The 18,289-nt window shown below is 61.4% G+C and carries 21 protein-coding genes; 14 read left to right on the top strand and 7 right to left on the bottom strand.

Annotated features, from left to right (window positions below):
- Nucleotides 1–55: 55 nt before the first annotated feature.
- The gene (locus ACTRWK_RS06870) at nucleotides 56–805 is read right to left on the bottom strand and encodes an MlaA family lipoprotein (RefSeq protein WP_289079599.1); all 750 of its coding nucleotides are present in this window, start codon (nucleotides 803–805) and stop codon (nucleotides 56–58) included.
- A gap of 189 nt (nucleotides 806–994) precedes the next feature.
- Here ACTRWK_RS06870 and ACTRWK_RS06875 point away from each other — a divergent pair, with 189 nt between their 5' ends.
- From ACTRWK_RS06875 to ACTRWK_RS06890, 4 genes are read left to right on the top strand one after another with little or no spacing between them, the layout of a single operon-like run.
- Nucleotides 995–1,453 (top strand): RidA family protein, encoded by a 459-nt coding sequence (locus ACTRWK_RS06875; RefSeq protein WP_009825875.1) that lies wholly within the window; start codon nucleotides 995–997, stop codon nucleotides 1,451–1,453.
- A complete protein-coding gene (locus ACTRWK_RS06880; protein WP_289081535.1) occupies nucleotides 1,450–2,211 on the top strand; it encodes a glycerophosphodiester phosphodiesterase family protein in 762 nt (253 codons plus the stop codon). Before ACTRWK_RS06875 ends, ACTRWK_RS06880 begins: the two co-directional genes overlap by 4 nt.
- 50 nt (nucleotides 2,212–2,261) lie before the next feature.
- Nucleotides 2,262–3,449 carry a GNAT family N-acetyltransferase gene (locus ACTRWK_RS06885; RefSeq protein ID WP_289081536.1) on the top strand — a complete coding sequence of 396 codons (1,188 nt, stop codon included), beginning with the start codon at nucleotides 2,262–2,264 and terminating at the stop codon, nucleotides 3,447–3,449.
- A complete protein-coding gene (locus ACTRWK_RS06890) occupies nucleotides 3,446–3,757 on the top strand; it encodes a 4a-hydroxytetrahydrobiopterin dehydratase (protein ID WP_260004645.1) in 312 nt (103 codons plus the stop codon). The genes ACTRWK_RS06885 and ACTRWK_RS06890 overlap by 4 nt, the downstream gene beginning before the upstream one ends.
- Nucleotides 3,758–3,844: 87 nt before the next feature.
- On the opposite strand, the gene ACTRWK_RS06895 is transcribed toward ACTRWK_RS06890, so the two are convergent.
- Nucleotides 3,845–4,333 (bottom strand): peroxiredoxin, encoded by a 489-nt coding sequence (locus ACTRWK_RS06895; protein ID WP_005851093.1) that lies wholly within the window; start codon nucleotides 4,331–4,333, stop codon nucleotides 3,845–3,847.
- A 92-nt stretch (nucleotides 4,334–4,425) separates the two neighbouring features.
- On the opposite strand from ACTRWK_RS06895, the gene ACTRWK_RS06900 reads away from it, so the two are divergent.
- From ACTRWK_RS06900 to pssA, 4 genes are all read left to right on the top strand, one after another.
- Entirely contained in the window at nucleotides 4,426–5,634 is a 1,209-nt protein-coding gene (locus tag ACTRWK_RS06900) for an NAD(P)/FAD-dependent oxidoreductase (protein ID WP_289081537.1), read from the top strand.
- Nucleotides 5,631–6,182, top strand: a complete 552-nt coding sequence (rsmD, locus tag ACTRWK_RS06905; RefSeq protein ID WP_462843849.1) for a 16S rRNA (guanine(966)-N(2))-methyltransferase RsmD — start codon at nucleotides 5,631–5,633, stop codon at nucleotides 6,180–6,182. Before ACTRWK_RS06900 ends, rsmD begins: the two co-directional genes overlap by 4 nt.
- A 91-nt stretch (nucleotides 6,183–6,273) precedes the next feature.
- Nucleotides 6,274–6,933, top strand: a complete 660-nt coding sequence (locus ACTRWK_RS06910) for a phosphatidylserine decarboxylase (RefSeq protein ID WP_174226618.1) — start codon at nucleotides 6,274–6,276, stop codon at nucleotides 6,931–6,933.
- Nucleotide 6,934: 1 nt separating this feature from the next.
- On the top strand, nucleotides 6,935–7,696 hold the full coding sequence (gene pssA, locus ACTRWK_RS06915; RefSeq protein ID WP_037943030.1) for a CDP-diacylglycerol--serine O-phosphatidyltransferase: 762 nt from the start codon (nucleotides 6,935–6,937) through the stop codon (nucleotides 7,694–7,696).
- 3 nt (nucleotides 7,697–7,699) lie between these two features.
- On the opposite strand, the gene map is transcribed toward pssA, so the two are convergent.
- Nucleotides 7,700–8,515 carry a type I methionyl aminopeptidase gene (map, locus tag ACTRWK_RS06920; RefSeq protein ID WP_037944888.1) on the bottom strand — a complete coding sequence of 272 codons (816 nt, stop codon included), beginning with the start codon at nucleotides 8,513–8,515 and terminating at the stop codon, nucleotides 7,700–7,702.
- A 34-nt stretch (nucleotides 8,516–8,549) separates the two neighbouring features.
- A complete protein-coding gene (sfsA, locus tag ACTRWK_RS06925; protein WP_289081538.1) occupies nucleotides 8,550–9,287 on the bottom strand; it encodes a DNA/RNA nuclease SfsA in 738 nt (245 codons plus the stop codon).
- Nucleotides 9,288–9,333: 46 nt separating this feature from the next.
- Here sfsA and ACTRWK_RS06930 point away from each other — a divergent pair, with 46 nt between their 5' ends.
- From ACTRWK_RS06930 to ACTRWK_RS06945, 4 genes are read left to right on the top strand one after another with little or no spacing between them, the layout of a single operon-like run.
- Nucleotides 9,334–10,053, top strand: coding sequence for a competence/damage-inducible protein A (locus ACTRWK_RS06930; protein WP_132997486.1), 720 nt, complete (start codon nucleotides 9,334–9,336; stop codon nucleotides 10,051–10,053).
- The gene (locus ACTRWK_RS06935; protein ID WP_289081539.1) at nucleotides 10,050–10,760 is read left to right on the top strand and encodes a GNAT family N-acetyltransferase; all 711 of its coding nucleotides are present in this window, start codon (nucleotides 10,050–10,052) and stop codon (nucleotides 10,758–10,760) included. Before ACTRWK_RS06930 ends, ACTRWK_RS06935 begins: the two co-directional genes overlap by 4 nt.
- A gap of 12 nt (nucleotides 10,761–10,772) precedes the next feature.
- On the top strand, nucleotides 10,773–11,342 hold the full coding sequence (locus ACTRWK_RS06940; protein ID WP_037943036.1) for a peroxidase-related enzyme: 570 nt from the start codon (nucleotides 10,773–10,775) through the stop codon (nucleotides 11,340–11,342).
- Nucleotides 11,339–12,292: an OmpA family protein gene (locus ACTRWK_RS06945; protein ID WP_289081540.1), complete on the top strand. Its 954-nt coding sequence runs from the start codon at nucleotides 11,339–11,341 to the stop codon at nucleotides 12,290–12,292. The genes ACTRWK_RS06940 and ACTRWK_RS06945 overlap by 4 nt, the downstream gene beginning before the upstream one ends.
- A 91-nt stretch (nucleotides 12,293–12,383) precedes the next feature.
- Here the strand turns inward: ACTRWK_RS06945 and ACTRWK_RS06950 are convergent, their stop codons facing one another.
- The 3 genes from ACTRWK_RS06950 to ACTRWK_RS06960 form a co-directional block, all read right to left on the bottom strand.
- The gene (locus ACTRWK_RS06950; RefSeq protein ID WP_005851116.1) at nucleotides 12,384–13,289 is read right to left on the bottom strand and encodes a LysR family transcriptional regulator; all 906 of its coding nucleotides are present in this window, start codon (nucleotides 13,287–13,289) and stop codon (nucleotides 12,384–12,386) included.
- A 136-nt stretch (nucleotides 13,290–13,425) separates the two neighbouring features.
- A complete protein-coding gene (locus ACTRWK_RS06955) occupies nucleotides 13,426–14,367 on the bottom strand; it encodes a zinc transporter ZntB (RefSeq protein ID WP_009825887.1) in 942 nt (313 codons plus the stop codon).
- Between the two features lie 134 nt (nucleotides 14,368–14,501).
- Complete coding sequence (locus tag ACTRWK_RS06960) at nucleotides 14,502–16,529, bottom strand: NADPH-dependent 2,4-dienoyl-CoA reductase (protein WP_289081541.1); 2,028 nt, start codon at nucleotides 16,527–16,529, stop codon at nucleotides 14,502–14,504.
- Between the two features lie 167 nt (nucleotides 16,530–16,696).
- Between ACTRWK_RS06960 and ACTRWK_RS06965 the strand changes: the two genes are divergently transcribed.
- Nucleotides 16,697–17,188, top strand: a complete 492-nt coding sequence (locus tag ACTRWK_RS06965; protein WP_005851121.1) for an RNA pyrophosphohydrolase — start codon at nucleotides 16,697–16,699, stop codon at nucleotides 17,186–17,188.
- 211 nt (nucleotides 17,189–17,399) lie between these two features.
- Nucleotides 17,400–18,284 carry a formyltetrahydrofolate deformylase gene (purU, locus tag ACTRWK_RS06970; RefSeq protein WP_005851123.1) on the top strand — a complete coding sequence of 295 codons (885 nt, stop codon included), beginning with the start codon at nucleotides 17,400–17,402 and terminating at the stop codon, nucleotides 18,282–18,284.
- Nucleotides 18,285–18,289: the final 5 nt, after the last annotated feature.

Below are 18,289 nucleotides of genomic sequence, written 5' to 3' on the forward strand. Positions count from 1 at the left end.
AATCGCGCGCCCCTATCCGAAAGAGACCGGAAGGGAGGCGCGTGTTATTTGATGCTTAGTCAACCATGCGCGGGCCGGTGGTGGCGGCGATGCTGGTGGGGCGCGACAGATCGGCACGGCGCTTTTGCAGATAGTCCTGACGTGCCTGGGCATAGCTGTCGCCCGATGCGGAGATTGGCACTTGTTTGCCATTCACGATGCGGCGGTTTTTCTCGAATGCGCTATCGGCATAGCCGGTGACGGTGCCGACGTAGCTTTCGGGGCTATCAAGCGTATAGGACAGCGGGTTGGTGAACAGGTCCACCACGCGGCCGGCGGTGTCGCGGCGGGTCGATGGCCCGATCAGCGGAAGTTCGATATACGGGCCTTCGCCCACACCCCAGACATACAGTGTTTCGCCAAAGTCGGTATCATGCTCGGGCACTTTGAATTCGCTCGCGACGTCGAACAGGCCGCCCATCCCAAGCGTGCTGTTTACCAAGAAGCGGTAGGTCGACAGGCCAAAGCCCGCGAGATCCGCCTGCAAGGCGCTGTTAACGGCAGCTTGCGGCATAGACAGGTTCTCGGAGACGTTATGCACGACCGTCTGGAATTCGATCGGCACCGCCCCCAGCACGCGGTTGGGTTTGCCGGATCCGCCGATCTTCTGATTGAAGGCGTGGACCTTGCGGTTACCGGCCTCGTGCGGGTCATTGACCCCTGCGGGCTGGGGGCGCGATGCACCGCTACAGGCGGCAAGACCTGCAACCAAAGTGACACCCACAAGGGCGCGCAGCGATGTGGAGAGGGTCGTGGCCTTAAACATGGTATAAATCCCGAAAACGCGTGAAAAACATGGTTTGTTATGCGCAGCGTCCCCGAAATACGCAACATGAGTTTCCTTGGGCATCTCGCGTTGGTGGCAGGTGTTGCAGTTCCTCCCTCTTGGGTCTTTTCGTTTCGCCGTCGCATCGCTATCGTCCCGCCAAAGCCATTCATTCCAAGGAAGTCCCCCATGAGCATCACCAGCCGTCTGAACGATCTTGGCGTCACCCTGCCTGACGCACCTGCCCCTGCGGCGAACTATGTGCCCTTCGTGAAAACCGGCAACACGGTCTATGTCTCGGGTCAGATCTCGAACGGGCCGGACGGGTTCATCACCGGAAAACTGGGCGCGGATATGGATGTCGCCGCGGGTGCCGAAGCCGCCAAGACCTGCGCGATCAGCTTGCTGGCGCAGGTCAAAGCCGCATGTGACGGCGATATCGAACGGCTCAAGCGGGTGGTGAAGTTGACGGCCTTTGTGAACTCCACCGCCGATTTCACCGACCAGCCCAAAGTGGTTAACGGTGCCTCTGACTTCCTTGTCGAAGCTTTGGGGGATGCGGGGCGTCACGCGCGCTCGGCCGTTTCTGCCGCGTCCTTGCCGCTGGGTGTCGCGGTCGAGATCGAAGGCATCTTCGAAATCGAATGACCCTACCACAGGCGTTTTATACGACCCCTATTGCGCATCGCGGTTTTCATCACCGCGATGCCGGTCGGCCCGAAAACAGCTTTGCCGCCTTTCAGGCCGCGATTGATCGGGGCTATGGCATCGAGCTTGATGTGCAGCTGTCACGCGATGGTGTGGCGCTGGTGTTTCACGACTATGCGCTGGATCGCCTGACAGGCCAGACCGGTGCCATCCGGCAACGCGATGCGGATGACCTGTGCCAGATTACGCTCACTGGCGGCAGCGACACTATTCCCACCCTGCCGCAGGTGCTGGAACTGATCGCAGGGCGCGTGCCGCTGCTGGTCGAGATCAAGGATCAGGACGGTGCAATGGGTACGGATATCGGACCGCTGGAAGATGCGGTGGCAGAAGCCCTGCGCGACTATGCGGGCGATGTGGCGGTCATGTCGTTCAACCCCAACAGCGTCGCGCGGATGGCAGAGCTGCTGCCGCATGTGCCGCGTGGATTGGTGACCAGCGCCTATCGCTATGTCGAATGGCCGCTGCCCAAAGCCACCTGCGACCGCCTGCGCGAGATCCCCGATTACGACCGCACCGGCGCGTGTTTCATCAGCCACGAGGTCGACGATCTGCCCCGCCCCCGCGTGGCAGAGCTGCGCGAGGCAGGCGCAATGATCTGCTGCTGGACCGTGCGCAGTCTTTCAGTTGAAAACGGCGCACGCGAATTTGCGCATAATATCACCTTCGAAGGCTATGACGCGCCGCTGCAAGGTTGAACCGTCCGGCTTCGGCCACAGATAAGGCCTATGACAACGGGACATCCAGTATGAACGCGCGCGACGTCGAAATCAGAATTGCCTCGCGCATCGCGCAAATCGGTCAAGCGGAGTGGGATGCCTGTGCCTGTCCCGAAGCCGCCGGGGGCGGGCGGCCCGCGGACCCTTTCACCACCTTTCGTTTCCTTTCAGCGCTAGAGGAAAGCGGCAGCGTCGGCCCCGGTACGGGGTGGCAGCCACAATACCTCAGCGCTGCAATTGACGGTCAGATCATCGCGGTGGCGCCGATGTACGCCAAGTCACACAGTCAGGGTGAATACATCTTTGACCACAGCTGGGCCCATGCGTTTGAACGGGCGGGCGGGCGCTATTACCCCAAGCTGCAGATCGCCGTGCCCCATACCCCTGCCACGGGTCGCCGTTTCCTGACCCGTCCGGGGTTTGAAGAGACAGGCACCGCGGCCCTCATTCAGGGGGCGGTTCAGCTGACCGATTCAAACGGGCTGTCGTCCCTGCACATTACCTTTTGTACCCAACACGAGGCCAGCGCCGCAGAGCAACTGGGCCTGCTGGCCCGCAAAAGCCAGCAGTTCCACTGGCACAACGCGGGCTTTGAGGACTTCGACGGGTTCCTTGCCACGCTCAGCTCGCGCAAGCGCAAGAACATCCGCAAGGAACGCCAGCAGGCACAGGCCTTTGGCGGAGAGATAGAGGTGTTCACCGGTGACGATTTGCAGCCCGAACATTGGGATGCCTTCTGGCAATTCTATCAGGACACAGGTGCGCGCAAATGGGGCACGCCCTATCTGACACGCGCATTCTTCGACATCGCCCAGGACCAGCTACGCGACGACATGGCACTGGTGCTGGCCAAGCGGGATGGTGCATGGGTGGCGGGGGCGCTGAACTTTATCGGTGCCGATGCGCTTTATGGGCGCTATTGGGGCTGCACCGAACATCATCCGTTCTTACACTTTGAACTGTGCTATTATCAGGCCATCGATATCGCGATCAAACTGGGCCTCTCTACCGTCGAGGCAGGTGCTCAGGGGGAACACAAGCTCGCGCGCGGTTACCTGCCACAGGCGACGTGGTCGCTGCATTGGATGCGGGACGAGGGTTTTATGCGCGCTGTTGAAGACTATCTTGTACAGGAACGGGCAGCCGTTGACGAAGAGATAGACATTTTGACAGATTACGGCCCATTCAAAAGGGTCGAGGTTGAGGAACAGGAATGAGCGAAAGATTAAGCGAAGAGACGCGCAAAACCGTATTGGCCCCCTTGTTCAGCACAGGCTGGGCTATGGTGGAGGACCGGGATGCGATCGTCAAAACCTTCAATTTCAATGATTTCGCGGATGCTTTCGGCTGGATGACCCGCGCGGCGATCTGGGCCGAGAAATGGAACCACCATCCAGAGTGGGAGAACGTCTATAACAAGGTGATCGTTACCCTGACGACCCATGACGTGGACGGCCTAAGCTCGCTTGATGCCAAGCTGGCGCGCAAGATGGATGGATTGATGGGCGAGGTCAAAGCGGGCTAGGGCACCATTGATCGTCGCATTATCCAAAGAAAAACGCAGCCGCGGTGCCCCCGCGGCTGCGTTTTTCTATTTAAGGGTCGTGCAGGATTACATGTTGTCCAGCAGCGCCTCGCCGCCCGACATATCGCAGACGCCGGGTTGGACCTCGGCCTGGAATAGCGTGACCTTGCCGTCATCCACCAGCATCGCATAGCGTTTGGAGCGCGAGATCAGCCCCGCGGGCTCGGCCGAGAATTCCATGCCGATGGCTTTGGTAAAGGCGCTGTTGGCATCGGCGAGCATGGTGATGCCAGCCGCCGTCGCGCCTGTCGATTCACCCCAAGCGGCCATAACAAAGGGGTCATTGCAGGACACGCAGATGATCTCGTCCACGCCTTTGGCGTCGAACTGGTCCTTGGTGCGCACAAAGCTGGGCACGTGGGCGGAATCGCAGGTGGGCGTATAGGCACCGGGCACGGCAAAGACGACGACCTTGCGGCCCTTTAGCTTGTCAGCCATCTGCACAGGCTGCGGGCCGTCGGGCCCCATTTGCACCAGCGTTGCATCGGGCAGCGTGTCGCCTTGAGAAATCGTCATATGCGTGACCTTTCGTGTCATTGCGTTTGTCTTCACGGAAGATATAGGCTTTGCACGCAGGCAGGAACACGGTTTTTTCGAAAGGGGCAAGGATGGGTCATGTGGTGGTGATCGGGGCAGGGCAGGCGGGGTCATCCTGTGTGGCCAAGCTGCGCAACTCCGGCTTTGAGGGTAAGATCACGTTGATCGGGGCCGAAACCGTGCCCCCCTACCAGCGCCCGCCCTTGTCCAAGGCCTATCTGCTGGGCGACATGGCGCTTGAGCGGCTCTATCTGCGGCCCGAGAGTTTTTACGCCGGCCACGGGATTGACCTGATGCTGGGCACCACGGTCGACAGCATCGATCCGGCGGCGCAGACCGTGCGGGTGAATGGCGGGGATATGGCCTATGACGATCTGGTGCTGACCACCGGATCTTTCCCGCGCCGTCTGCCCGCGCATATCGGTGGCGATCTGGAGGGCGTGCATGTGGTGCGCGACCTCAGCGATGTCGACACGATGGGCCCGCGCTTTACCAAAGGCGCGCGGGTGCTGATCGTCGGCGGTGGCTATATCGGGCTAGAGGCCGCCTCGGTAGCGGCCAAGCTGGGGTTGCAGGTGACACTGGTAGAGATGGGCGACCGCATCCTGCAACGGGTCGCGGCCCCGCAGACCTCTGACTTTTTCCGCGCGCTGCATAAGGCGCATGGCGTCACCATCCGCGAAGGGGTCGGGCTTGAGCGTTTGACAGGCGATACCCATGTCACCGGCGCTGAACTGTCGGACGGCACGACGTTAGACGTGGATTTCGTGATCGTCGGCGTTGGCATCGGGGCGGCGACCGCGCTGGCCGATGCGGCGGGGATCGTGAATGACAACGGCATTATGACCGACAGCCATGGGCGCACTTCTGCGCCGCATGTCTGGGCTGCAGGCGATTGCGCGTCCTTCCCTTATCGCGGCGGGCGCATCCGGCTGGAATCTGTGCCAAACGCCATTGATCAGGCCGAGCTGGTCGCGGAAAACATCATGGGTGCGGATAAGGAATATGTCGCCAAGCCGTGGTTCTGGTCGGACCAGTATGACGTGAAACTGCAGATCGCGGGGCTGAACATGGGCTATGATCGCGTGATCACCCGACGCAGCGACGCCGATAGCGTGGCCTTCTGGTACTATCGCGGGGACGAACTGCTGGCGGTGGACGCGATGAACGATCCGCGCGGCTTTATGATCGGGCGCCGGTTGATCGAGGCGGGCAAATCCCCCGCGCCTGCGCTGATCGAAGACCCGAACACAGACCTGAAGGCGCTGCTGAAGTCATGAGGATCATCGCTGGCAAACACCGTGGCACCCAACTGGCCGACGTGGGCAAGGGCGATGCGGATGCGCATTTGCGCCCCACCTCTGACCGCGTGCGCGAGAGCCTGTTTTCGATGCTGACCCATCACAATGTGATCAACGGCGCGCGGGTGCTTGACCTGTTCGCGGGCACCGGTGCCCTTGGGCTAGAGGCGTTGTCGCGTGGTGCGCGCGAGGTGGTGTTCATCGAGAACGGGCGCGTCGGGCAAAAGCTGATCACCGAGAACATCAAGAAGCTGCGGGCCGAGGGCGCGACCACGCTGATGCGCTCCGACGCGACGGCCCTTGGGGGTTGGATCGCGGCACCGTTCGATCTGGTCTTTCTCGATCCGCCTTATGGCAAGGGGATGGGCCAGACCGCCCTGGTCAAGGCGCGCGCGGGCGGCTGGCTGACACCCGATGCCATGATCGTCTGCGAGGAAAACGCCTCGCTTGATCCGCCCCAAGGGTTCACGCGCGAGGACAAGCGCAAGTATGGCGACACCTGGATCACCCTGCTGCGCCAAGACTAGCCCAGTGGCCATAAACAGTTGCCGCTTTGCATTCGCTGCGCTGCGGCCTATGTGCTAACAAAGACGTAAAGGAAAGTAGACCGCCATGAGCCTGAGCATGACCAGCACCTTCATCAAGCCGATGCACCCCGAGGGGCGCAAGTTCGTGGCGATCTTTGCCGCGATCACGCTGGTGCTTTTTATCATCGCTGAACCACTAGGGTGGCTCGGTGTCGGCGCAACCGTCTGGTGCTACTACTTTTTCCGTGACCCTGAGCGGGTGACACCCAAGGGCGATAACCTTGTCATCAGCCCTGCCGATGGCATCGTATCGCTGATCGAACCTGCCGTGCCCCCCGCAGAGTTGGGAATGCCCGACACGCCGCTGACACGGGTCAGCGTGTTCATGAACGTATTTAACTGCCACGTGAATCGCGCCCCCGTCGCGGGCGAGATCACCGAAATCGCTTACCGCCCCGGCAAGTTTTTCAACGCCTCGCTGGACAAGGCGAGCGAGGATAACGAACGCAACAGCCTGCGCATCAAGATGGCCGACGGTCGCGAGGTCGCCGCCGTCCAGATCGCCGGTCTGGTAGCGCGTCGTATCGTGTGTTTCACCAAGAAGGGCGCGCATACGCAGGCGGGTCAACGCTTTGGTCTGATCCGCTTTGGATCGCGCGTCGATGTCTACCTGCCCGAGGGAGTCACCCCGCGCGTCAGCATCGGCCAGACGATGGTCGCAGGCGAAACCGTGCTGGCAGAGCTTTCCTGAGATGACCGATCATCCCCCCGTCGCGCCGGATAAGACGAAAACCGAATTCTCGTTGCTACAGCTGTTGCCCAACATGCTGACGATTGCCGCGATCTGTGCCGGTATTTCCGCGATCCGTTTCGCCGCCGAGGGGAATATCGCGCTGGCTGTGGCGCTGATCACGCTGGCGAGTATCCTTGACGGGATGGACGGGCGCACCGCGCGCTATCTGGGTTTCAACAGCAAGATCGGGGCCGAGCTCGACAGTCTTGCGGATTTTGTGAACTTCGGCGTTGCCCCGCCTTTGGTGGTGTATTTCTGGGGGCTGCAGGATTCCTATCGCGCGGGCTGGCTGGCGGTTCTGGTCTTTGCGATCTGTTGCGTCATGCGGCTGGCGCGGTTCAACGTCGATTCCCGGACCAAAGACCCGCTGGACGATGGCGGCTATTTCACCGGTGTGCCGTCGCCTGCAGGTGCAATGCTGGTGATGCTGCCGATCTATCTGCCCTATGCCTTCGGCCCCGGTGCCGCGCTGCCCGACGTGGTATCCAGCCTTTATATCGTGCTGGTCGGCTGGGTCATGGTCAGCCGCATCCCCACGTGGTCGTTCAAATCGGTCAGCTTCTCGCGCGCCAACGTGACCTATTTCCTGATCTTCTTTACCGGCTTTATCGCCTGCCTGGTCAGCTTCCCCTGGGCCACATTGGTGATCTGCTGCTTTGCCTATGCAGGCAGCGTGCTGTGGGCCGTGATCGAGCTGAAGCTGGCCAAGCGCCGGGGCTGAGGATCAGCCCTGGCTATAGGTCGGGTGGAACATACCGGCGGGGGATTCGGTAAAGATCTCGTATCCGGTTTCGGTCACGCCGATAGAGTGTTCAAACTGCGCTGACAGGGATTTGTCGCGGGTGACCGCTGTCCAGTCATCGGCCAAGACCTTGGTCTCTGCGCGGCCCAGATTGACCATCGGTTCAATGGTAAAGAACATGCCGGGTTCCAGCACGGCACCGGTGCCGGGGCGGCCATAGTGCAGCACGTTTGGCGGTGCGTGGAACACGCGGCCCAACCCGTGACCGCAGAAATCTGTCACAACGCTCATCCGGTGGGATTCCGCGAAGGTCTGGATCGCGTGGCCGATGTCGCCAAAGGTATTGCCGGGCTTCACGACCTCGATCCCGCGCATCAGCGCGTCATGGGTCACGTTGATCAACCGCTCTGCCTTGCGCGACAGCTTGCCCGCGACATACATGCGCGAGTTATCTCCGTACCAGCCATCGACAATCACGGTGACGTCGATGTTCAGGATGTCGCCATCCTTCAGCTTTTTGTCACCGGGGATGCCGTGGCAGACGACATGGTTCAACGAGATACAGCTGGCGTGTTGATAGCCCTTATACCCGATGGTGGCAGACTTCGCGCCGGCGTCTTCGATCATCTGCGTGATCACACCGTCAATGGCACCGGTGGTCTGTCCGACAAACACATGTTCGGCGATGTCATCAAGGATTTGCGCCGCCAGCTTGCCCGCCGCGTGCATCCCCGCGAAATCCGAGGGGTCGTAAATGCGAATGCCATCTTTGGTCTGGCGTCCTCGGTGTTCGTTCATCACCGCTGTCTCCGTCATATGAATTTGGTGCTGTCTAACCCGCTTGGCCCCCAAGAGCCAGTGCAGGCGGGTCGATTAGGGGGATTGCGCCCGCAACGCTGACCCCAAGGGGGCTGATATGGGTGCCGATGACATGGGTTTCCAGCCCTGCGGCGCGGGCGTCTGCAAAAGCGGCAGCATAGGCGGGATCGATATCGGCCGCCACGCTAAAGGTGCTGCAGTCGGTGCGCTGCACCAGATAAAGCAGCACAGCGCGGTGCCCGTCCCGTGCCATCTGCGCCAGCTCACCCAGATGCTTTGCGCCGCGTTTGGTCACGCTATCGGGGAATTCGACCAGCCCCTCGCGGCGCGACAGGGTGGCGGATTTTACCTCGACATAGGCGTCGGGCAGCCCGGGCTCGGCCAGCTGAAAGTCAATGCGCGAGTTTTCACCGTATTTCACTTCGGGCCGCACGGTCGTGTAGCCGGCGAGCGGGGCGATCTGCCGGCCCATTAACGCGGCCTTGATCGCACGGTTCGGCAGCGCGGTATCGACGCCGGTGAAATGCCCGTTCTCGTGGTCAACCAGCCGCCAGCCGTAATTCAGCTTGCGTTTGGGGTCATCATTGGGCTCAAGCCAGATTTTCATGCCCGCTGTGGCCAGCCCCATCATCGACCCGGGGTTGGCGCAATGAGCCGTCACCTCGGTGCCGTCCTCAAGCTGGCAATCGGCCAGAAACCGTTTGTAGCGGCGGATCAGGCGGGCGGGGACAAGTTCGGTTTGAAAGCGCATGGGGGGTGACCTATACCTCAATCAACGGCCCCTCAAGGAGACAGCCATGCCCAACCCCACTGCTGCGATGATCGTCATCGGCGATGAGATCCTGTCGGGGCGCACCCGCGATTCAAACATGCACCATCTGGCGGGGCAGTTGACCAGCGTCGGGATCGACCTGAAAGAAGTCCGTGTGGTGGGGGATGAAAACGGCACGATCATTGCCGCCGTGCAGGAACTGTCGCGCGTCTATGACAGCGTGTTCACCAGCGGCGGCATCGGGCCGACCCATGATGACATCACTGCCGATTGCATCGCCGCGGCCTTTAACAAGCATATCGACGTGCGCGAGGATGCCCGCGCCATTCTGGCCGACCACTACGCCAAAAGCGCGACAGAGCTGAACACCGCCCGTCTGCGCATGGCGCGTATCCCCGATGATGCCACGCTGATCGACAATCCCGTGTCGGCGGCTCCGGGGTTCAAGCTGGAAAACGTCTATGTCATGGCCGGCGTCCCCGCCGTGTTCGAGGCGATGGTCGCCAGCGTTCTGCCAACCCTGACCGGTGGGGCTCCCCTGATCAGCGCCACCCATCGCATCGAACGGGGAGAGGGCGACATCGCCGGACCGTTGGGAGAGTTGGCGCATAGCTATCCCAACCTCTCTATCGGGTCCTACCCCTTCCAGAAAGACGGCAAATACGGCGCGCATATCGTGATCCGTGGCAATGATCAGGCCGAGGTCGACGCGGCGATGGCAAAGCTCGCGCAGGTGTTCCCGTGACCGATCTGACGCAGCTTTATCAGGTCATCGACCACACATGGCCCGCCGTGAAAATCTGGACCGAAACCGGCTGGACCCTGCGGGACGGGCAGGGCGGGGGCAAACGCGTCTCTGCCGCGACGATGGCCGAACCCAATGCGGATATCGGTCTGGCCGAGGCCGCGATGCACGCCATGAACCAGCGCCCGATCTTCATGATCCGCGACGGCGACGACACGCTGGATACAGAGCTGGCTGCGCGCGGGTATGACATCGTCGATCCGGTGAATGTCTATATCGCGCCGGTCGGCAAGCTGACCGATGTGCCGATGCCGCGGGTGACCGCTTTCCAGATCTGGGAGCCGCTGGCCATCATGACAGAGATTTGGGCCAAGGGCGGCGTGGGCCCTGAACGGATCAACGTGATGCACCGCGCCGCGACGAAAACCGCGATCCTGACCCGCTGGAACGAGATGCCCGGTGGCGTCGCCTTTGCCGCGCTGCATGATGGCGTATGCATGGTCCATGCGGTCGAGGTGCTGGAACACCAGCGCGGGCAGGGTGTCGCCAAATGGCTGATGCGCAGCGCCGGTTTCTGGGCGCAGGCGCATGGGGCGACGCAGGTGGCGGTTCTTTGCACAAAGGCGAACGCGGCCGCGAACCGCCTGTATCAGGGACTGGGCTTTGATCTGGTAGGGCACTATCATTACCGTCAATCCCCTGACTGAAGGAGCCGCCCCATGGCGCATGATGCCCCCACTGCCCTGAACCTGCCGATGGTCGATCCGCTGCCCGAGGACACGCAGAAATACTTTGATGTCTGTCAGGAAAAGCTGGGGATGGTGCCGAATGTGCTGCAAGCCTATGCCTTTGACATCGACAAGCTGAACGCCTTTACCGCGATGTACAACGACCTGATGCTGGGCGCGTCGAACCTGTCAAAGCTGGAACGCGAAATGATCGCGGTCGTCGTGTCGTCCGTGAACAAATGCTACTATTGCCTGACGGCCCATGGCGCGGCGGTGCGGCAACTGTCGGGCAATCCGATCCTTGGGGAACAGATGGTGATGAATTGGCGCGTGGCTGATCTGGATGCACGCCAAACCGGGATGCTGGCTTTTGCCGAACACCTGACCGTCGCAAGCGCTAAAACCACCGAGGCGGACCGTCAGGCGCTGCGTGATGTGGGCTTTTCCGACCGCGACATCTTTGACATCGCGTCGGTCACGGGGTTCTTCAATATGACCAACCGCGTCGCCAGCGCGACCGAAATGAAACCGAACGACGCTTACCACGCGCAATTCAGATGATCCTCTGGCGTGCCGGGCTGATCTGGCTTTTACTGGCGGGCACGGCCCATGCGCTGGATCTGTCGCTGCCCGCTGCGGCGCGGCAGACCGTGACCCGCGATACCGACCCTGACAGCTATCTTGCCCCGACCTCTGCCTTTGAGAACGGCGGCTTTGCCAGCGTCAAAATCGAAGGGTCCATCGCGCGCTCTGCCTGGCGGTTAGAGGCTCCGGGCCTCACGCCCCTACAGATTATGCGGCCCCTGCGCACCCAGCTAGAGGACGCCGGCTACAGGATCGTGCTGGATTGCAGCGCCGAGGTCTGCGGCGGTTTCGATTTCCGCTTTGCGATCGAAACACTGCCCGCGCCGAACATGTATGTCGATCTGCGCCAGTACCAGTTTGTCACCGCCGTCAAAGGGTCGCTGCAATCACCTGACGCCGTTGCGACCCTTCTGGTCAGCACAACCGATACCTCTGCCTATCTGCAGATCGTTGAGGCGGATGCGCAAGGCCAGGCGTCCAGCCCGTCGGTGCCAGAGGTGGCGGAAAACACACAGACCTTGACCCCCGATGCCCCCGCGCAAAGCCAGTCAGAGATGGCTGCGGCGTTGCAGAATACCGGCCATGTGGTGCTGGCTGCGCTTGATTTCGGCACCGGCACCGCGGCCTTGGGGCAGGGGGAGTTTGATGCGCTGGCCAATCTGGCGGCGGTGCTGAAAGACCAGCCTGATCTGCGGATTGTTCTGGTGGGCCACACCGATAGCGTCGGCGGGCTGCAAAATAATATTGCCCTGTCGCGAAGCCGCGCGGCGGCGGTGCGGCGGCGGCTGATCACGGCGCATGGCATCGCGGGCGACAGGATCGAGGCGCAGGGCATGGGCTATCTGTCGCCAATCGCGTCCAACCAGACAAAAGCGGGGCGCGACGCCAATCGACGGGTCGAGGCCGTGCTTTTACCCGCGCCCTGACCCCGAACAGAAAAATCCCCGCATCCCTGAAAAGGGAGCGGGGGCAGCCACATGTGGGCTCAGTTCACCGAGGGCAGTTGGTGATCTCGCGTTACCAGTCCGTTGGACCTTTTTCGGCAAAGGTATGGGCTAGAAAATCAATGAAGGCGCGCACCTTGGGCTGGGTGAACCGGCCCGGAGGATAGACGGCGTAGATGCCTTGGGTCTCAAGCGGCAGATCGGGGATCGCGTCTTCGACCAGCCCTTTCTCCATCGCGTCGGCATACAGAAAGCTCGGCAGGTAGGCGATGCCAAGGCCAGAGATGGCGGCGTTCAGCAGCGATTGCCCGTCATTGACCGACAGCCAGCCAGCGGTGCGCACCTGACGCTTTTCGCCCGACGGCGAGGTCAGCTTCCACATATTGCCGCTGGACTGGTTGGAATAATGCAGCAGCTTGTGATCGTTCAGATCGTCGATCTTTTCGGGGCGGCCGTATTTCTCGAAATAGGCGGGCGAGGCGATCATGCGTTTGGTCGTCTCGGTCAGCTTGCGGGCCCGCAGGGTGCTGTCTTCCAGCTCTCCGATACGGACGGCCATGTCGAAACCTTCGCTGATCAGTTCGACGTAGCGGTTGTTCAGCACCATGTTGACGGTGATGTCGGGGAAATCGGCCAGAAACTCGGACAGGGCGGGCGACAGATGGTTCACGCCAAAGTCCGTCGCGACCGAGATCCGCAAAAGGCCCGAGGGCGCGGATTGCATAGAGGTCACAAGCGCATCGGCTTCGCCCGCGTCATTCAGCACGCGGCGGGCACGGTCGTAATAGGCAAGCCCGATCTCTGTCGGGCTGACACGGCGGGTCGTGCGGTTCAGCAACCGCGCCCCAAGCCGCGCTTCAAGCGAGGATACGTGTTTGGATACGGCGGATTTGGAGATACCCATCTTCTTGGCCGCATCGGTAAAGCCACCCTGGTCCACGACCGTGGCGAATGCTTCCATCTCTGTCAGGCGGTCCATACCCGTCCCCTTTCATCATCTGCGTCTGGAAAGGGTATGGCGGCCAAATCAGGCAGGATCACGGCAGCGGTGAGACAGTGGAGAGGTATTTATAGGGATCGTTCGCGGCGGGGAAACAGGGCGCGCCGTGCAGTGGCTAAATCCAGCGGACCAGTTTCAGGACCAGAAACATAAGCAGCGCCAGCCCCGCCATGCCGAGACAGAGGATGGTAAACGCCCAAGGATGGTCCACCCCCGGCATCCCGGCAACGTTGACGCCGAACAGACCTGTCAGAAACCCCAGCGGCAGAAAGATCGCCGCGGCGACCGACAGCACATAGCCGTGGCGCGCCTGGCGCTGCGCGATATTGGCGTCGTGCTCTTCCTGAACCGACACCAGTCGGTCGCGCAGCTCGTCCAGCTCTTCTACCGCGATCAGCGCGCTGTTGGCCTGCTCGCGCAGCTCAAGCTGGCTTTCGTCGGGGATCAGCGGAATATCAAAGGCGGCCAGCTTGGCCAGCGCCTCGCGTTGGGGGTCAAGATAGCGCCGCAGCCGGATCACGCTGCGCCGGATTTCGGGCAGCTCATGGGGCATCGGGGTGTTCTTGTCCTCCAGGTCATCCTCGAAGAACTCCGCCTGTTCATCCAGTGTTGCAACGTGTTCCTGCACCCGCAGGGTCAGGCGACCCACGAGCGCTTCGAGGAACTCGGCAGGGCTGGGAGGGGCCTTTTGCGCTTCGGCCTCGCGGCGGATGGCGTCTATGGCAAAGACCTTCTTGCGGCGCACGGTGATCAGCAGGTCGGAATCCACATACATCCGCACCGATACCATTTCATCGGCATCCTGCCCTTCGTTCATATTGATGCCGCGCAGGTTCAGGATCAGCCCGCCTTCAAAGCGGTCACAGCGCGGGCGGGTCTGTTTCTGGATCAGCGATCCGGCGGGGATTTCATGCAAGTGTTCGCGGACCCAGGGTTCAAGCATCGGGTCGGCCAGATCAAAGTGCCACCAGCGGTAGATGCCCGGCCCCGTAAGATGCGTGTCGGTGGGCACTTGGGTCGTGCCATCGGCAAAGATATCGAAAACGCAAATTGGCATGGCCACACCCTGAAACATCTATTGATCCGGGCATTTTGACAGACCGGCGCGGAGGCGCAAGATGTGCTGCCCTTGTGGCGCGGGCGAAAGACGGGGCAGGCCACGACAGCCTGCCCCGTTTTGGTCGACATACCTTACAGCGCAGCGGCCAGACGGGTGCCTTGGTCAATCGCGCGTTTCGCATCCAGTTCAGCCGCGACATCCGCGCCGCCGATAACATGGCACGGGATGCCCTTGACCTCTAGCGCGTCGGCTAGCGACCGGTCCGACAGTTGACCGGCACAAAGCACGATCGTATCCGCCGCGATCACCTGCGGCTTTTCACGCGCTTCGCCAAAGCTGATGTGCAGGCCCTCTGCGTCGATCTTCTCGTAGTTGACGCCCGCGATCATCTGCACGTTCTTCATGGTCAGGGACGCGCGGTGGATCCAGCCGGTCGTCTTGCCCAAGCCCTTGCCGACCTTGGTGGTCTTGCGCTGCAGCATGGTCACTTCGCGCGCGGGGGCGTGCGGCTGCGGACCTTTGGGCGCGAGGCCAGAGCGGTGATCGGCGGGGTCGGTGACGCCCCATTCCTTCATCCATTCGGGCAGGTTGGTGGTGGTGCTGTCCCCGTCATGCACCAGATGTTCAGACACATCGAAACCGATGCCGCCCGCGCCGATGACAGCGACACGCTGACCAGCGGTGACGGTGCCGTTCAGGATGTCAATATAGCTGACCACATTGCCCGCGTCCTGACCGGGGATTTGCGGGTCGCGGGGAATAACGCCGGTGGCGATAATCACCTCGTCATACGCGCCCAGATCATTGGCCGAGACTTCGGTGTTCAGCTTCACGGTGACGTCGTATTTCTTGACCATCGCCCGATACCAGTCGACGAGGCCCCAGAACTCCTCTTTGCCGGCGACCTGTTTGGCAAGGTTCAACTGGCCGCCGATTTCGGCTGCGCGGTCAAAGACGGTGACCTTATGGCCGCGCTCTGCCGCGGTGATGGCGGCAGAGAGCCCCGCCGGCCCCGCGCCCACCACGGCGATTGTCTTGGCCGCGTCAACCGGATCAACGCGCAGTTCAGTCTCGTAGCAGGCGCGCGGATTAACCAGACAGCTCGAGATTTTGCCGCCAAAGGTATGGTCCAGACAGGCTTGGTTGCAGGCGATACAGGGCGCGATCTCGGCCGATTTTCCGGCGGCGGCCTTGGCGACGAAATCGGCATCGGCCAGCATGGGCCGCGCCATCGACACCATGTCGGCGCAGCCGTCCACCAGCACCTCTTCGGCGACCTCGGGCGTGTTGATCCGGTTGGAGGTGATCAGCGGTATGTTCACCTGACCCATCAGCTTTTTCGTGACCCATGCAAAAGCCGCGCGCGGCACCGAGGTCTGGATCGTCGGGATGCGCGCCTCGTGCCAGCCGATGCCGGTGTTGATGATTGTGGCACCTGCGGCCTCTACCGCCTTGGCAAGCTGCACGACCTCTTCAAAGGTTGAGCCGTTGGGGATCAGGTCGATCATCGACAAACGGTAGATGAGGATGAAATCGGGGCCCACGGCCTCGCGCACGCGGCGCACGACCTCGACTGGCAGTCTCATGCGGTTCTCGTACGACCCGCCCCATTCGTCGGTCCGTTTGTTGGTGTGGGTGACGAGGAACTGGTTCAGGAAATACCCTTCGGAGCCCATCACCTCTACCCCGTCATAGCCTGCCTGTTTGGCACGCAGGGCGCAGGCGGCGATATCGCTGATCTGCTTTTCGATGCCTTCCGCATCCAGTTCTTTCGGGGCGAACATCGAAATGGGGGATTTGATCGCCGAGGGGGCCACGCAGTCGGGGCTAAAGGCATAACGACCCGCGTGCAGGATTTGCATCGCGATCTTGCCGCCTGCTTCATGCACGCGGTCGGTGACGATGCTGTGTTTGTCCACGTCCTTTTGCGACAGCATCATCGCGGCACCATGCGCGACCGACCCTTCGGGGTTCGGCCCGATGCCACCTGTCACCATCAGCCCCACATCGCCACGCGCGCGGGTAGCGTAGAATTCGGCCACGCGGTTCCAGTCCTGTGTTTCTTCAAGCCCGGTGTGCATAGACCCCATCAACACGCGGTTCTTCAACGTCGTGAACCCCAGATCAAGCGGGGCAAGCAGGTGCGGATAGTCGGACATTTGGCAAACCTTTCGAGGGCTGAATGTAGGGTACTGGACCGTTCTGTGCGGCAGTTCACCCCAAGCCTGCGGTTCTGTCACGCACAACGCTGCGTAAGCCAATATACATGGGCGCGGGATTCGTGCTAACGCCGGTATGACTTCTCTTGCCGCGAAAGGCCCCCGATATGACGCCAGAAGAAATCGCCCGACTGCCCTATCGCCCCTGTGTCGGGGTCATGCTGGTCAACGCCGACGGGCATGTGTTTGTCGGGCAACGTCGGGACCGGGATCAGGACGCATGGCAGATGCCGCAAGGCGGCGTCGAAAAGGGCGAACACGCCGAAGTTGCCGCCCTGCGCGAACTGGAGGAAGAGACAGGCATCCCGCCAAGTTCTGTCACGGTGGTGGCGCAGACCGAGGGCTGGTTGCCCTATGACCTGCCGATCGAACTGGTGCCCAACATCTGGAAAGGCCGGTTCCGCGGGCAAGAGCAGAAATGGTTCCTGCTGCGCTTTCACGGGTCGGATGACGAGATCAACCTGGACACCGAACACCCCGAATTCTCGGACTGGCGCTGGTTGCCGGTGCGCGAACTGGTCGACAACATCGTCCCGTTCAAGCGTGAGGTCTATACCGCTGTGGTCAACGCCTTTGTCGAGCATTTCGCCGACGCCTGACAAAGGGGCGGGCCGCGTTCACCGTCTGCCCGATTGCGTAGCGGATATGGGCCAATGTGCATGATCGGAAACCGATTGTGCTGATTTGACCGACCGCGCGGGCGTCGCGTGTCTTTTTCGGCTGTCGCGAACTTGACGGGGCGGGGGCGGATAGGAAACAGGTGGCTATCGGCGCGCGACGTCGGACCGCTTTGCCACAGGAAAAATCCCGATGAAGACATATGCCCTGACCGTGACCTGCCCCTCTGCGCGCGGGGTTGTTGCGGCGATTGCGAATTATCTGGCCGATCAAGGCTGCAACATCTCGGACAGTGCGCAGTTCGACGATAAGGAAACCGGCGGTTTCTTCATGCGCGTCAGCTTTGAAAGCGAAGCCGAAGTTGATCTGGCGACCCTGTCAGACGGCTTTGCCGATGCGGCGCGGCCCTTTGACATGGCCTATGAGTTCCACGACGAGGCGGTGAAGATGAAGGTCGTCATCATGGTCTCGCGCTTCGGGCATTGTCTGAACGATTTGCTGTACCGCTGGCGTATCGGCGCGTTGCCGATCGATATTGTCGCGGTGGTGTCCAACCATATGGACTATCAAAAGGTCGTCGTGAACAACGACATTCCGTTCCACTGCATCAAGGTCACGCCGGAAAACAAAGCCGACGCCGAGGCGCGGATCATGGCTGTGGTCGAAGACGCGGGGGCCGAGCTGATCGTGCTGGCGCGCTACATGCAGATCCTGTCGGACGAGATGTGCCAGAAGATGTCGGGACGGATCATCAATATCCACCATTCTTTCCTGCCCAGCTTCAAGGGGGCGAACCCGTATAAGCAAGCGTTCCAGCGCGGGGTCAAGCTGATCGGGGCAACATCGCATTACGTGACCGCCGATCTGGATGAAGGGCCGATCATCGAACAGGACATCGTGCGCGTCACCCATGCGCAATCCGCCGAAGACTATGTCTCGCTCGGGCGGGATGTCGAAAGTCAGGTATTGGCGCGGGCCATTCACGCGCATATCCACCGGCGCGTGTTTGTGAATGGCAACAAGACGGTGGTCTTCCCTGCCTCGCCGGGGTCTTACGCCTCTGAACGGATGGGGTGAGCCAC

The sequence above is a fragment of the Sulfitobacter sp. G5_S2_6_S6 genome (assembly GCF_054968505.1).